The organism is Streptomyces sp. NPDC007264 (assembly GCF_042869095.1).
Classification (GTDB): Bacteria; Actinomycetota; Actinomycetes; order Streptomycetales; family Streptomycetaceae; genus Streptomyces.
The window spans coordinates 75,765-89,676 of record NZ_JBIAFD010000016.1; the positions used below are offsets into that span (position 1 = coordinate 75,765).

Here is a 13,912-nt window from a genome sequence, read left to right on the forward strand (position 1 = left end):
TGACTCCGCCACCGTCCGTGCGTGTAGCTTCTGGGCATGGTCAGATACGCGGATCCAGGTGCGGTCGAATGGGTGGAGTCGGGCGGCGGGCCACTGATCGCGATACCCGAGGTGGTGCTGCCGTTCTGGGCGGGCGCCGACGGCGACGAACTGTCCTCCGACTACGACCGGGCCTGCGAGGTCGACGGGCAGATCGGGCTGCTGCCGGTCGGCGACACCCGCGCCCTGGTGCTGGGCGACGATCCCGCCTCCACCGCCTTCCTGCCGGAGCACGGCACGTTCGTACGGTGGTGTGCCGCGGACTCCGAGGCCGCGCTGCTCGCCCGCGTTCCCGAGGCGCTCGACGTCGCGCAGTGGGAGCCGGAGGTGCAGTGGGACGTGCCGGGCGCGTTGGTGCTCTTCGACGCCGCCTGGCCGGGGAACGAGTCGGTGCGCACCGACCATCTGCGCGTGTCGCTGGAACCGGGGCGGTACACGGTACGGGCGGCGTACGTCGAGCCCGGTCCTGAAGTGTGGGTGGGCCTGGTGCAGATGCGTCGGGCGGGGGCCTGAGCCCGGAACCGGTGGTGCGCCGGACGGTGGCCCCGCGCGGACGGTGACGCCCTCGACGCGGAGGGCGGCTGCCGGTGAAACGGTGGCCGGGCCCGCGCCGACGGCACGGTCCGGCCACCGGACGCGCGGTCAGAGCCGGGACAGCTCGTCCACCAGGTCGTCCAGGCCCAGTGAGCCCTGCGAGAGCGCCGCCATGTGCCACGCCTTCGCGTCGAACGCGTCGCCGTGGCGCTTCCTGGCGTTCTCGCGGCCCAGCAGCCAGGCCCGCTCGCCCAGCTTGTAACCGATCGCCTGGCCCGGCATCGACAGGTAGCGGATCAGCTCGCTCTCGACGAAGTCCGCGGGACGGCTGCTGTGGGCGCCGAAGAACTCGTGCGCCAGCTCCGGCGTCCAGCGCTCGCCCGGCCGGAACGGCGAGTCCGCCGGGATCTCCAGCTCCAGATGCATGCCGATGTCGATGATGACGCGGACCGCCCGCATCATCTGGGCGTCCAGGTAGCCGAGCCGCCGCTCCGGATCGGTGAGGAAGCCCAGCTCGTCCATGAGGCGCTCCGCGTACAGGGCCCAGCCCTCCGCGTTGGCGCTGACGCCGCCCACCGTCGCCTGGTACCGGGAGAGGTCGTCGGCCACGTGTGCCCACTGGGCCAGCTGGAGGTGGTGGCCGGGGACGCCCTCGTGGTACCAGGTCGAGACGAGGTCGTAGACCGGGAACCGGGTCTGCCCCATGGTCGGCAGCCAGGTCCGGCCGGGGCGGGAGAAGTCGGCCGACGGGGCCGTGTAGTAGGGCGCGGCCGCGCTGCCGGGCGGTGCGATGCACGCCTCCACCTTCCGCACCCGCTCGGCGAGTTCGAAGTGTGTGCCGTCGAGCGCCTCGATCGCCTCGTCCATCAGGCCCTGCAGCCACACGCGGACCTCTTCGACGCCCTCGATGTGCGTGCCGTGCTCGTCGAGGTGCGCGAGTGCCACCCACGGGGTCTCGGCGCCGGGAAGGACCTTCTCGGCCTCCTTCTTCATCTCGCCGAGCAGGCGGTGGTACTCGGACCAGCCGTACGCGTACGCCTCGTCGAGGTCCAGGTCCGTGCCGTTGAAGTAGCGCGCCCAGCGGGCGTAGCGCTCGCGCCCCACCGTGTCGGGCGCGCCCGCGATCGTGGGCGCGTACACATCACGCACCCAGTCCCGCAGCTCGACGACGGCCGCGGTCGCCGCGCGGGCGGCCTCGTCCAACTCCGTACGCAGGGACTCGGGACCCTGGGCCGCGAAGTCCTCGAACCAGCCGCGGCCCTGCCCGTCCAGGTCGGACCACTCCGTGAGCTGCTCGACGAAGGTGGCGGTCGGCCGCGGGCCGGCGTACAGCTTGCGCTCCAGACCCAGGGCGAGCGAGTCGCGGTAGCCGAGCACGGCGGCCGGTACGGCGCGCAGCCGCTCGGCGACCGCGGCCCAGTCCTCCTCCGTCGCGACGGGGGTCAGGGTGAAGACCTCCCGCACGCCGTGCACCGCGGTGTGCATGTTGCCCACCGTCCGCAGACCCTCGTCGGCCTCGTGGACGGTCAGTTCGGCGGTGAGCCGCTCGCGCAGCAGGCGTGCGCACCGGCGCTCGATGTCGCTGTCCGCCCCCGGGCGGCGCTCCGCCTCGTCGAGCCGTGCGAGGGTCTCCCGCGCCAGCTCGGCGAGTGCCTCCTGGCCCGCGGGCGAGGTGTCGGGCAGTCTGCTCGAACTCTCCTTCACGCCGAGGTACGTGCCGGTGATCGGGTCGAGGGCGACGAGGGCGTCGACGTAGGCGTCGGCGACCTCCCGTGGCAGGAGGCTCTTGGTGGTGTCTGACATGCGGACCATATTCATACGGCGACGTGGTCCGCGTCACGAGGATTCCTCGCCCGGTCACGCCTGTTCAGCGGGTTTCGGCAAGGCATGGCCGGGCGGCAGCAGCGGGCCGCAGTCCCACTGCTGGAAGATCAACCGGGTCTCCACCCGTGCCACTTCGCGGCGGGCGGTGAACTCGTCCAGCACCAGCCGCTGCAGATCCGTCATGTCCGCCACCGCCACATGCACGAGATAGTCGTCGGGTCCGGTGAGATGGAAGACGGTACGGGACTCGGGCAGCGCACGGATCCGCTCCACGAACGGCCCCACGAGCTCCCGCCGATGCGGTCTGACCTGCACCGACAGCAGCGCCTCGAGGCCGCGGCCCAGCTTCGCCGGGTCGAGCCGCAGCTGATGGCCGAGAATCACTCCCGAGCGGCGCAGCCGGGCCACCCGGTCGAGGCACGTCGAGGGCGCGACCCCGACCTGCGCGGCGAGGTCGCGGTACGTCGCCCGTGCGTCGTTCTGCAACAGCCGCAGCAGATGGAGATCAACCGGGTCCAGTACGACTGATGCGGCCATGCGTCGAACGTAACACGGGATTCCGCGCTGCGACCCCGTTCACTGTTCAGGCTGCCACCCATGGATCTCCGTACTCATGACGCGTACGACGCGCAGGACGGATGCGGCGCCGCGGGCCACCCCGCCCGCCGGGCGTTCGCCACCGAGGCCGTGCACGCCGGGCGCGAGGACCTCGCCGCCCAGGGCCTGCACGCCGCGCCCCTGGACCTCTCCACGACCTACCCCTCCTTCGACAGCCGGGGCGAGGCCGCGCGGCTCGACGCCTTCGCGGCCGACGGCGCTGAGCTGACGGGCATGCCCGTCTACGCGCGGCTCGGCAATCCCACCGTCGCCCGCTTCGAGACCGCGCTCGCCCGGCTGGAGGGCACCGAGAGCGCGGTCGCCTTCGCGAGCGGCATGGCCGCGCTGAGCGCCGTCCTGCTCGCCCGGAACGCGCTCGGGCTGCGCCATGTCGTCGCCGTACGACCGCTGTACGGTTGCAGCGACCATCTGCTCACCGCCGGGCTGCTGGGCTCGGAGGTGACCTGGGTCGACCCGGCGGGTGTCGCGGACGCGCTGCGTCCCGACACCGGCCTCGTCCTGGTCGAGTCCCCGGCCAATCCGACGCTCGCGGAGATCGACCTGCGCGCGGTCGCCCACGCCTGTGGTTCGGTGCCGCTGCTCGTCGACAACACCTTCGCCACCCCCGTGCTGCAGCGCCCCGCCGGGCAGGGGGCCCGGCTGGTGCTGCACAGCGCCACGAAGTACCTGGGCGGGCACGGTGACGTGATGGGCGGCGTGGTGGCCTGCGACGAGGAGCTGGCGCGCCGGCTGCGGCAGGTGCGCTTCGCGACGGGCGGGGTGCTCCACCCGCTGGCGGGCTATCTGCTGCTGCGCGGCCTGTCGACGCTGCCGGTACGGGTGAGGGCCGCGTCCGCCACCGCGGCGGAACTCGCCCGGCGGCTCGCGGCGGACCCGCGGGTCGCCCGTGTCCACTACCCCCGGATCGGCGGCGCGATGATCGCCTTCGAGGTGCACGGCGATCCGCACGCGGTGATCGCCGGCGTGCGGCTGATCACCCCCGCGGTGAGTCTCGGCAGCGTCGACACGCTCATCCAGCACCCCGCGTCCATCAGCCACCGCATCGTGGACGCGACCGACCGCCGGGACGCCGGGGTGAGCGACCGTCTGCTGCGGCTCTCGGTGGGCCTGGAGGACGTCGAGGACCTCTGGGCCGATCTGGAGGGCGCGCTGGGTGCCGGGCGGGCCGGGGGCGGGACGCGGCCGAAGGAGGCCGCGCGGCGGTAGGACCGGGACGCGGGACGGTGGCGGGCGACCCGCCCCGCGGCCGCACGCCGGACGGCCCGGCGGGGCACGCCGGGCCGTCCGTGTCAGCGCCTGCCGTCAGTCCCGTGCGCCCCGCGTGCCGTGCTCGCACGCCTGCCCGTACGGCGGGCGCGAGGCCACCGGGGTGGCGTCCAGCCGGGCCGTGATCACAAGGGTGCCCTCCTCGATCTGGTAGTCGAGGGGCAGCCCGAGGCCGCGCATCGCGGCGACCATGCCCGTGTTGGACGCCTGGGTGACCGCGTAGACGCTCTCGCAGCCGGCCTCGACCGCCATCGCGACCAGCCGCCCGAGCAGTTCGCCACCGATCCCGCGCCGCTGCCAGGCGTCCTCGACGAGCAGCGCGACCTCCGTCTCCTCCCCGTCCCACAGCAGGTGGCCGAGGCCGACGACGCGGCCCGACGCCGTCTGCACCGCGAGCGTCCGGCCGAAGCGGGGGCTGAGGAGATGGTTGAGGTAGCGGTCCGCGTCCTTGACCGGGCCGTGGTAGCGCATCCTCAGCGTGTGGGGCGAGCAGCGGGTGTGCATCTCCTTGGCGGCGTCGAGGTCCGAGGTGTCGGCCCGCCGCACGGTGATCGCGTTGCCCTCCGGGAGCGTCAGCACGTCCTGGCTGCGCGGGATGCGCGGACCGAGCCGCGCGTCCAGCTCCGTGAGCGCCCGCGCTCGCGCGAACTCGGTCGGCGTGAACGGCAGATACGGCCGCTCCACCGTGATCACCCCACCCTCCGGTGCCCGCAGCCGCATCACTGTGTCCTCCAGGGCCCCCTCGAAGGGAGCGCCGTCCTGCGCCGGGCCGGAGCCGGAGGCGGCGGCGGGGAGTGAGCGGATGGTGCACCGGCCAAGCAACTGCCGCAATGCTAGCGGAAGTTCCGCGGCGTCCAGCGCGGTGCGGGTGGCCAGCCCCAGCACTCGGGTCGGCGTGTCGACCAGATCGTGCGCGTCGGCCCGCTCGATCCAGGTCCCGGCGCCGCCGGCCAGCGCGACGGCCCGCGAGATGGCGGCCGCGTCCCGCTCCGCCGGGGCACGCAGCAGGAACTCGTCGACGGTGCCCTGCGCCAGCGGATGCGTCTGCAGGGTCAGGATGTCCACGCGCAGCCCGGCCAGCGCCGTGCACAGTGCGGCCAGAGAACCCGGTTCGTCCCTGACCGTCGTCCGCATCCGCCACAGCGCGGTCGCCCCGTCGGCCGTGTCGGTGTCGGACGGCCCGGCCTGCTGCCCCTCGGTGAGCGGCCGGGCGCCGGTATGGCTCGTGGGCGGTGCGTGACCGTGGCGGCGTGCCCACCAGATGTGGAAGCCGGCCGTCGCGGCCAGCACCGCCGCGGACAGCACCAGCAGCGCGGGGCCGTCGGGTCCGTGCCCGATCAGATTGGCCGTCACGTCCGCCACCGCGACCGCCGTGAAGAGCGCGGCGAGTTCGACCACGTCCCGTCGCCAGTGGTGCACCGGGCGGCCGTGCCTGGTCCTCGTCACATCAGATACGTCTGGAGTCATGCAATCACTGTGAAGGAAGGGTGTTGCGTGATCACAAACGCTTTGTGACCGATCGGTTAAGTGTCGTTCTGCCCCTTTTGTTGTTCTCTTGGCGAACACCGGGACTGCGGGCCCGCCCGGCGCTCCGGCTCCGGCAGGCGGAACGCCGCGCACCGGGGGATGACTCCGGTGCGCGGAGTGGTGTTCGAGGGTACGCGAGCCGGCGGCGGCCCGGGCGACCGGCGCGGACGCGGCCGGGCCCCGGCCGTCCGGTCGGCCACGCCCTCAGGCCGGCCCCGCCCTCAGGCCGGCGGTCCTTCCGGGCCGGTCACTGGCCCACGCGCCCCGGCTGGAGCACCTGTGTGAACAGCACGGTCCCGTCCTGTTCGCGGAGCCGGACCGTCAGTTCCCCGCTGTCCCCGTCGATGTCGACCTGGCCGAAGAACTGGTAGCCGCCTGCGGGCGACACGTTCGACGCGGTCGGTGCCTTCACGAAGACGCGCTCCGGACCGAAGGTGCCGTCGAGCGTGTTCGCCGGGAACGCGCCGGCGTTCAGCGGCCCCGAGACGAACTCCCAGAACGGTTCGAAGTCGGTGAAGGCGGCGCGCGAGGGCTGGTAGTGCTGTGCCGAGGTGTAGTGCACGTCGGCCGTCAGCCACACCGTCCCCGTGATCCTCCGGTGCTTGATGAACCGGAGCAGTTCCGCGATCTGCAGCTCCCGCCCGAGCGGCGCGCCCGGATCGCCCTGCGCCACCGCCTCGATGTGCGGCTTGTTCTCCGTGGTGTCCGGTACGACCAGCCCGAGCGGCATGTCGGCGGCGATCACCTTCCACACGGCACGCGAGCGCACCAGCTCCCGCTTGAGCCACTCCAGTTGCTCGGCGCCCAGGATGCCCTGCGGGTCGACGGTCTGGTCGTCGGGCGAGTTGGCGTTGCGGTAGGTGCGCATGTCCAGGACGAAGACGTCCAGCAGCGGACCGTGCCGCACGACCCGGTACACCCGGCCCTCGCGGTCGCCCGGCCGCAGCGTCGGGATCGGGACGTACTCGCTGAACGCGCGCCGGGCCCGGGCCGCGAGCACATCGATGCTCTTCTCGGTGTAGCGGGTGTCCGAAGAGGCGATGACCTCGCCCGGGTACCAGTTGTTGCGCACCTCGTGGTCGTCCCACTGGATGATCGACGGCACCTGGGCGTTGAACCGCCTGAGGTTGTCGTCCAGCAGGTTGTAGCGGAAGTTGCCGCGGTACTCGGCCAGGGTCTCGGCGACCTTGGACTTCTCCTCGGTGGTGATGTTCCGCCAGGTGCCGCCGTCGGGCAGGGCCTGGGTCGGGGAGATCGGCCCGTCGGCGTAGACGTTGTCGCCGCTGTGGAGGAAGAAGTCCGGGTCGAGCCGTGCCATCGCCCGGTAGATCCGGTAGCCGCCGAGGTCCGGGTTGATGCCCCAGCCCTGGCCCGCCAGGTCGCCGGACCACAGGAAGCGCACTCCGCGGCGCCGTCCGAGCGGCGTCGTGCGGAAGGTGCCCTGCACGGGCTCACCGGTGCGCCGCGGGTCGTCCGGGTCGGCCAGGAGCACCCGGTAGTGGATCTGCTCGCCCGCCGGCAGCCCGTGCAGTCGCGTGGTGCCCGTGAAGTCCGTGTCCGCGCCGATCAGCGGGCCCTGCCATCTGCGCGGGCTGCCGAACGACTCCGTCGCGGCGGTCTCGACGATCATGCGGGCCGGGCGGTCGGAGCGCACCCACACGAGACCGGAGTGGGCGCTCACGTCTCCGGCCTGCACCCCCCATCCGGCCTTCGGCCGTCCGGACAGGGCGAACGCCGGCGCCGCACCGAGCGCGGTGGGCAGGGTCAGGGCCGCCGACGCGGCCAGCGAGCCGCGCAGGACGCTGCGGCGGCCGGGGAAGGGACGGTGTGACATGGATGCGCCTCCAGAGACGTGTTCCGGCCGATGGGCACTGCCACACCTACTGGTGCGCCGCAGCGCACACGCAAACCACAAGTGAACAACTGACCGCGGGCACACGGGAACCACGCCGAGCGTGTAGCCGGGCGCACCGTCCCGCGGACGCTCAGCGGCTGCCGTCCAGAACGACCCGCGCGACCAGCGCGGGGTCGTCGTTCATCGGGACGTGTCCGCAGCCCGGCAGGCGCACCAGCCGGGCCTTGGGGATGATCTGCTTGGCACGGACACCCTGACGGCGCACCAGGAGCCGGTCCCTGGTGCCCCACGCCACGGTGACGGGCAGCCCGGGCACGTCCTCGGTGAACCGGACGGACGTGCCCGCCCGAAGGGTCTCGGCGAACCCCTCGGCGCGCGCCAGCGCGAGCGTCTCGGCGACGACGGCCTCCGGTGAGCGGCGGTGCGGGCGGGCATAGATGGTGCTCGTGAGCACCGTGCGCCCGGCCGCGGTGCGTGACAGCCGCTCCACCACCGGCAGGGGCATCCTGCGCGCGGCGTGCCGCATCGCGAGGAGCACCGTGAACGCGTACCGCCGCTCGGCCGGGGTCCAGAATCCGGCGGGGGAGAGCGCGGTGACGGACCGTACGAGCTTCTGGCGCCCGAGTTCGAGGGCCAGCAGACCTCCCAGGGAGTTGCCCGCCACATGCGGCCGGTCGATCTCCAGCGCTCGGCACAGCGAACCGAGGGCGGGCACCACGGTCGACAGGTCGTAGGAGAGTCCGTCCGGGAGGGCCGGGGACGCGCCGAAGCCCGGAAGGTCGACCGCGATCACGTCGCGCTCGGTCGCCAGGATGTCCACCACCGGGTCCCACGCCTGCCGGTGATGGCCTATGCCGTGCAGCAGGAGCAGCGGCTCCCCGGTACCCACGCGCGCGTAGGAGACGGTCACGGTCCGCGGGCCGTGCGGAGAGGGGACGCTGAAGGAGACCGTGGCGGCCATGCTGCTGCTCCTCGTCTGGAGACACACCGGCAAACGTGCGTAGACAGCTTGTCAGCAACTGCTACTGACGGGTAGCCCCGAGTGGCGCCGCGCCGCCGGCAAGCGATCGAGGATTGGTCTTGACCAAGGGGGGGTGCCGCCCTATGGTCGCAGAGAAGTGCAACAACCTTTAATAAACAAGGGCGCTAAAACGCCGCCGGGCCACGGCGATTGCGGAGGACAGGGTGGGGACCACGCAGCTGGAATCGGTGCCGGAGCCCAAGTACTGGCACCTCAAGACCGTGCTCACCGAAGCACTCGACTCCGAGTTCTCCGTAGGGCAGATCCTGCCGAACGAGCGGGAACTCGCGGCCCGTTTCGGCGTCGCCCGCGCCACGCTCCGCCAAGCCCTCGAACAGCTCGAGCTCGAAGGCCGGCTGCACCGCCGCCGCGGCGTCGGGACGACCGTCGCCCCGCCGCGCGTGGGGGTGGCCGTCGGCTCCGAGCAGCACGCCTGGCCGGGTGCCGACGACGCCTGGCGGCCCGTGGACTGCACGGTCGCGGTCCCGCCCGGCGCGGTGGCCGGCCTCCTGGAGACCGGCAGGGACGAGCAGGTGCAGACCGTGCGCCGCTCCCGTGTGACACACGGCCAGCCCGTCGCCGCCGAGCTGCTCTACGTCCCGGACGTCTCGGTGCCCGACCTGTCCGCCATCGACGCGCCCTCCGGTGCGGCACGCGCGGGTGCCGTGCTGCGCGAGCTCCAGCATCTGCACCTCGAGGGCCGTGACCAGGCCGTCGAGCTGGGTTCGGCCAGCGCCGAGGACGCCAAGGAACTCGACCGGCTGCCCGGCGCGCCCGTCCTCGTCGTCACCACCCGCTACTACGCCGAGGGCCGTACGGCGGCCGTCTCCGTCGCGACGTACCGCGCGGACACATGCCGCCTCACCTTCGGCGACGCGGGGGGCGTCGAGATCCACCACGACCCGGAGCGCCGCGCCTCCTGACCGTCGCGCGCCGGACACCGCGGCACGTCGTGAGGGCGCACGACTTCATCGGGGCGGGTTGCCCGGGCGCGCCGCGGGACCCCGGCGCGCCGACGCGTCGGCGACCGGACACCCCGGTGCGCCGCGATCAGCGCCGTCCCGTCACCGTGCCCTCCACCGCGAACAGTTGCTCCTCCACGTGGTCCAGCGCCAGCCGCAGCGCCCCCGTCGCCACCGCGGCCTCACCCAGCCGGGACAGCGCCACCTTCGGCGGGCGCAGACAATAGCGGGCCAGCTCCCGGCGCAGCGGGTCCAGTACGCCGTCCAGGCCCGTCGCCCAGCCGCCGATGACGACCACTTCGGGGTCGAGGGCGAGGACGAGTGCCGCCACGTCGTGCACGAGCCGCTGGATGAAACGCTCCACGGCGGCGCGGGCACGCTGGTCGCCGTCCCGGGCGAGCGCGAACACGTCGGCGACCTGCTGCTCGTCCAGCGGCTGCAGCGGCTCGTCCGTCGTCGACAGCAGCGTCTCCGGACTCGCCTCGCGGCCCAGCAGGTGCAGCGCCCCGATCTCCCCGGCCGCCCCGCCGTAGCCGCGGTGCAGCCGCCCCCCGATCAGCGACCCCGCGCCGGGGCTCAGCCCGGCCAGCACGAACACCACGTCGTCGGACTCGACGGCGGCACCCTTCCAGTGCTCGGCCACCGCCGCCGCGTTGGCGTCGTTCTCGACCAGCACCGGGCACCTGAAGGAGCGACTGAGGCGTTCACCCAGCCGCAGACCGGTCCAGTCGGGCAGGGCGGTCCCCAGGCGCACGGTGCCGTCCGCCTCCACGATCCCGGGGCTGCCCACACCGACCGCGCGCAGCGAACCGCGGGCCACGCCCGCCCGGCGCAGCAACTCGGCGACCGTGCCCCGCAGCCGCTCCAGACGCTCGTCCGCCGACGCCGTCTCGGCCACCTCCCTGGACAGCGTGCCCAGTTCCCGGCCGTCGAGGTCGGCGAGGAGCGCCGTCACCCGGTGGGCCCCCACGTCCAGGCCCAGCAGATGACCCGCCTCCGCCCGGAACCGGAACCTGCGCGCGGGGCGGCCCTGGCGTCGCGCGGCGCCCTCCTCGGCCGCCTTCTCGACCACCAGCCCGGCCTCGATCAGCCCCTCGACCACACCCTCGACGGTCGGCCGGGACAACCCGGTCACCCCGGTGATCTCGGTGAGGGTCGCGCAGTCCGTGGCGCGCAGCGCGTGCAGCACCACCGCGGAGTTGATCCGCCGCAGCAGAGAGGGATCCCCGCCGGTCAGCCGCCCCAACGTAAGTCCTCCCAGCTCGTGCGCGTGTGGGGCGGATCGTACCCGGCCCGGTGCACCCCCGCGAGAGCCGGGCTCCCCGGCGTGCGGACCGGCGCCGGGACCCCTGGGGCCGCGAGACGGCTGAGGCCCCGCCAGATGTCAGTGGGCGCTGGTCTACTGGAGCCATGACCATCGACCAGGACCTGGCCGCCATCGACCTGCTGTGCGCGCGGGAGTTCCCCGCGCGGTGCGGCGGGTCGGACGCGGGCTTCGGCGGACCCCGGTTCCATGTCGTCGCGTTACGGACGAGTGTCGGTCTCCGGACGGGAGACGGTGGTGAGCGGGAGCGGACGGCGGAGGACTTCGACGCCTGGAAGGAGGCGATAGCCCGGCGGCTGGACGACCGGTGGGGGCAGGGCCGGTTCTGGGGGCCGCTGACCGCCGGCGTGCGTCTCGCGCGGGGCGAGGAGATCCCGGAGCCCTGGGCGACGCTCGGCGTCCTGGTGCACCAGCTGTGCCTGTGGCAGGTGGACGGCGCCGGACGGTGGGTGGCCCTCGGCGTGGCCGAGCGGGACGAGACGGACGAGATACGCCTTCTCGCGGCCGTCACGGACGAGGACCCGCCATGACGGCCACGCCGCCGCGGCTTTCGCAGCCACCCGAACTCCTCGGCCGTCGTCGCGGCCGTCCCACGCAACCCCGATACGGCCATTCACGAAAGCGGTGACAGATGTCGGATTTCCCGTTCGTGTATCTCAACCACGGTCCACTGGACCCGGACACCTTCGGCAAGGCGGACGGGGCCTGGATCGCGTTCCGCGAGCCGGTCTCCGAGGCGGACCTCGCGCTGGTCGCCCGCTCCTGCCCTGAGCCGATCCACGGCTTCTTCCACGGCGACGACGGGCTGTTCTCCTGCGAATCGCCGGGTGACGTCTACGACTTCACGGTCGCGCACGGCTGGGGCGGCGGCGAGCACCCCGTCACCGAGGAGGCGGCTGCGGCGTTCGGCGCCGAGGTGGAGCGGTGGGTGCTCGAGATCCACCGGCGCACCCCGATCGCCTTCTTCGTGGGGCCGGGGGCAACGCTGGACGAAGACGCCTGGGAAACCTGGAGCCGGCAGCAGGTCGGCGCCGTCGCGATACCCTGGCTCGAGCGTTACCTCGACTCCCATCCTGATCTGCCGCAGGACGATCCCGGCGATGCGGTCACCGACCCGGACGACGAGGGGGACTGGGAGGAGCCGATCACTCCGATGAACCGCGAGTGGCTCCGATGTCTTCTTGAAGAGCTGGAGTTCGAGTTCGACGTGGACGGAGACGAAGGGCCGCCCGGGTACGTCCAGCGGCTGGAGACGCTGATCTCCCGGTTCGGCGGATCCTTCCCGGCGTCTTCCCGGAGTGCGACGACCGGCCCGGGGCTGCGGATGCGGCCCTCACCTCCTGGCCGTCGTGGTCATCGTCGAGGCCGACGGCGTCCGGGGCGCGGAGAGGCCGCAGGCCCCGGACCGGCGCAGAAGAGCAGGGTGAGGCCGTCCGCGACCACGTCCGGTAGCAGACGGCCGCGGGCGGCCTCCGGCTCCGCCGGGGTGAACCGGGTCAGAGGATCGCCCCAGGGGTGTAGCCGGCGGCCTCCGGGTACCGCTTCACGATCTCCTCGACCCGACCGACGACCGAGGCCACCTGGTCGGCCGCGGCGCCCGTGAAGGAGAGCTTGTCCGCCATCAGCTCGTCCAGTCCGGCGCGGTCGAGCGGGATGCGCTCGTCGGCGGCCAGCCGGTCCAGCAGTTCGTTGCGCTCGGCTCCCTGCTCGCGCATCGCGAGGGCGCAGGCGACCGCGTTCTCCTTGATCGCCTCGTGGGCCACCTCGCGGCCGACGCCCGCACGCACCGAGGCCATCAGCACCTTGGTCGTGGCCAGGAACGGCAGATAGCGGTCGAGCTCACGGGCGACCACGGCGGGGAAGGCGCCGAACTCGTCGAGCACCGTCAGGAACGTCTCCAGCAGGCCGTCCAGCGCGAAGAAGGCGTCCGGCAGCGCGACGCGGCGCACCACCGAGCAGGACACGTCGCCCTCGTTCCACTGGTCGCCCGCCAGCTCGCCGGTCATCGACGCGTAGCCGCGGAGGATCACCATCAGGCCGTTGACGCGCTCGCAGGAGCGAGTGTTCATCTTGTGGGGCATCGCCGACGAGCCGACCTGACCGGGCTTGAAACCCTCGGTCACCAGCTCGTGCCCGGCCATCAGCCGGATCGTCTTCGCCAGCGACGACGGCGCGGCCGCCAGCTGCACCAGTGCGGTGACGACCTCGTAGTCGAGCGAGCGCGGGTAGACCTGGCCGACCGACGTGAAGGCGTGCGAGAAGCCCAGGTGCCCGGCGATCCGCCGCTCGAGCTCCGCGAGCCTGCCGGCGTCCCCGCCCAGCAGGTCGAGCATGTCCTGCGCCGTGCCCATCGGGCCCTTGATGCCGCGCAGCGGATACCGGCCCAGCAGCTCCTCGACCCGGGCGAGGGCGACGAACAACTCGTCCGCTGCGGTCGCGAAACGCTTGCCGAGGGTGGTGGCCTGCGCGGCCACGTTGTGGGAACGGCCGGCCATGACCAGCTCGCCGTACTCGCCGGCGAGCTTTCCGAGGCGCGCCAGCACGGCCACCGTACGGTCGCGCATCAGCTGCAGCGAGAGCCGGATCTGCAGCTGTTCGACGTTCTCCGTCAGATCGCGGGAGGTCATGCCCTTGTGCACGTGCTCGTGCCCGGCGAGGTCGTTGAACTCCTCGATCCGTGCCTTCACATCGTGCCGGGTGACCTTCTCGCGCTCGGCGATGGAGGCGAGGTCGACCCGGTCGAGGACGCGCTCGTAGTCGGCGATCGCCGCGTCCGGGACCTCGATCCCCAGGTCCTTCTGGGCCCGCAGCACGGCGAGCCAGAGCTGCCGCTCCAGCCTCACCTTCTGCTCCGGGGACCAGAGCGTGGCGAGCTCGGCGGAGGCGTAGCGTCCGGCGAGGACGTTCGGGATACGGGGCTTTGCGGGCGCAGCAGTCACGTG

12 protein-coding genes are annotated in these 13,912 nt (G+C 72.9%); 5 read left to right on the forward strand and 7 right to left on the reverse strand.

What is annotated here, in order from left to right:
• Positions 1-36 precede the first annotated feature (36 nt).
• Positions 37-552, forward strand: coding sequence for an immunity 21 family protein (locus ACFYMU_RS25330; RefSeq protein ID WP_388377349.1), 516 nt, complete (start codon positions 37-39; stop codon positions 550-552).
• Between the two features lie 129 nt (positions 553-681).
• On the opposite strand, the gene ACFYMU_RS25335 is transcribed toward ACFYMU_RS25330, so the two are convergent.
• Both ACFYMU_RS25335 and ACFYMU_RS25340 read right to left on the reverse strand, forming a co-directional pair.
• Positions 682-2,376, reverse strand: coding sequence for a DUF885 domain-containing protein (locus ACFYMU_RS25335; protein ID WP_388377351.1), 1,695 nt, complete (start codon positions 2,374-2,376; stop codon positions 682-684).
• 54 nt (positions 2,377-2,430) lie between these two features.
• Positions 2,431-2,934, reverse strand: a complete 504-nt coding sequence (locus tag ACFYMU_RS25340; protein ID WP_388377354.1) for an Lrp/AsnC family transcriptional regulator — start codon at positions 2,932-2,934, stop codon at positions 2,431-2,433.
• A 60-nt stretch (positions 2,935-2,994) separates the two neighbouring features.
• Between ACFYMU_RS25340 and ACFYMU_RS25345 the strand changes: the two genes are divergently transcribed.
• Positions 2,995-4,221, forward strand: coding sequence for a trans-sulfuration enzyme family protein (locus ACFYMU_RS25345; protein ID WP_388377357.1), 1,227 nt, complete (start codon positions 2,995-2,997; stop codon positions 4,219-4,221).
• A gap of 96 nt (positions 4,222-4,317) precedes the next feature.
• Here the strand turns inward: ACFYMU_RS25345 and ACFYMU_RS25350 are convergent, their stop codons facing one another.
• The 3 genes from ACFYMU_RS25350 to ACFYMU_RS25360 form a co-directional block, all read right to left on the reverse strand.
• Positions 4,318-5,748, reverse strand: coding sequence for a GNAT family N-acetyltransferase (locus tag ACFYMU_RS25350; RefSeq protein WP_388377360.1), 1,431 nt, complete (start codon positions 5,746-5,748; stop codon positions 4,318-4,320).
• Positions 5,749-6,055: 307 nt separating this feature from the next.
• A complete protein-coding gene (locus tag ACFYMU_RS25355; protein ID WP_388377363.1) occupies positions 6,056-7,642 on the reverse strand; it encodes an alkaline phosphatase D family protein in 1,587 nt (528 codons plus the stop codon).
• Between the two features lie 151 nt (positions 7,643-7,793).
• Complete coding sequence (locus ACFYMU_RS25360; protein ID WP_388377366.1) at positions 7,794-8,624, reverse strand: alpha/beta fold hydrolase; 831 nt, start codon at positions 8,622-8,624, stop codon at positions 7,794-7,796.
• Between the two features lie 224 nt (positions 8,625-8,848).
• Here ACFYMU_RS25360 and ACFYMU_RS25365 point away from each other — a divergent pair, with 224 nt between their 5' ends.
• Positions 8,849-9,607: a GntR family transcriptional regulator gene (locus tag ACFYMU_RS25365; RefSeq protein ID WP_388377369.1), complete on the forward strand. Its 759-nt coding sequence runs from the start codon at positions 8,849-8,851 to the stop codon at positions 9,605-9,607.
• Positions 9,608-9,734: 127 nt separating this feature from the next.
• Here ACFYMU_RS25365 and ACFYMU_RS25370 read toward each other — a convergent pair whose 3' ends face one another.
• Entirely contained in the window at positions 9,735-10,892 is a 1,158-nt protein-coding gene (locus ACFYMU_RS25370; protein WP_388377372.1) for an ROK family protein, read from the reverse strand.
• Positions 10,893-11,056: 164 nt separating this feature from the next.
• On the opposite strand from ACFYMU_RS25370, the gene ACFYMU_RS25375 reads away from it, so the two are divergent.
• The gene (locus tag ACFYMU_RS25375; protein ID WP_388377375.1) at positions 11,057-11,500 is read left to right on the forward strand and encodes a hypothetical protein; all 444 of its coding nucleotides are present in this window, start codon (positions 11,057-11,059) and stop codon (positions 11,498-11,500) included.
• A 101-nt stretch (positions 11,501-11,601) separates the two neighbouring features.
• Complete coding sequence (locus ACFYMU_RS25380) at positions 11,602-12,573, forward strand: hypothetical protein (protein WP_388377378.1); 972 nt, start codon at positions 11,602-11,604, stop codon at positions 12,571-12,573.
• On the opposite strand, the gene purB is transcribed toward ACFYMU_RS25380, so the two are convergent.
• Entirely contained in the window at positions 12,467-13,909 is a 1,443-nt protein-coding gene (gene purB / locus ACFYMU_RS25385) for an adenylosuccinate lyase (protein WP_388377381.1), read from the reverse strand. The genes ACFYMU_RS25380 and purB overlap by 107 nt on opposite strands.
• Between the last annotated feature and the right edge of the window lie 3 nt (positions 13,910-13,912).

Bases quoted from the DNA above. Each gene is read 5' to 3' on its own strand.
- ACFYMU_RS25350 (WP_388377360.1), bottom strand. From the start codon at position 5,748: ATGACTCCAGACGTATCTGATGTGACGAGGACCAGGCACGGCCGCCCG.
- ACFYMU_RS25335 (WP_388377351.1), bottom strand. From the start codon at position 2,376: ATGTCAGACACCACCAAGAGCCTCCTGCCACGGGAGGTCGCCGACGCC.
- ACFYMU_RS25360 (WP_388377366.1), bottom strand. From the start codon at position 8,624: ATGGCCGCCACGGTCTCCTTCAGCGTCCCCTCTCCGCACGGCCCGCGG.
- ACFYMU_RS25380 (WP_388377378.1), top strand. From the start codon at position 11,602: ATGTCGGATTTCCCGTTCGTGTATCTCAACCACGGTCCACTGGACCCG.
- ACFYMU_RS25330 (WP_388377349.1), top strand. From the start codon at position 37: ATGGTCAGATACGCGGATCCAGGTGCGGTCGAATGGGTGGAGTCGGGC.
- ACFYMU_RS25375 (WP_388377375.1), top strand. From the start codon at position 11,057: ATGACCATCGACCAGGACCTGGCCGCCATCGACCTGCTGTGCGCGCGG.
- ACFYMU_RS25340 (WP_388377354.1), bottom strand. From the start codon at position 2,934: ATGGCCGCATCAGTCGTACTGGACCCGGTTGATCTCCATCTGCTGCGG.
- ACFYMU_RS25345 (WP_388377357.1), top strand. From the start codon at position 2,995: ATGGATCTCCGTACTCATGACGCGTACGACGCGCAGGACGGATGCGGC.
- ACFYMU_RS25355 (WP_388377363.1), bottom strand. From the start codon at position 7,642: ATGTCACACCGTCCCTTCCCCGGCCGCCGCAGCGTCCTGCGCGGCTCG.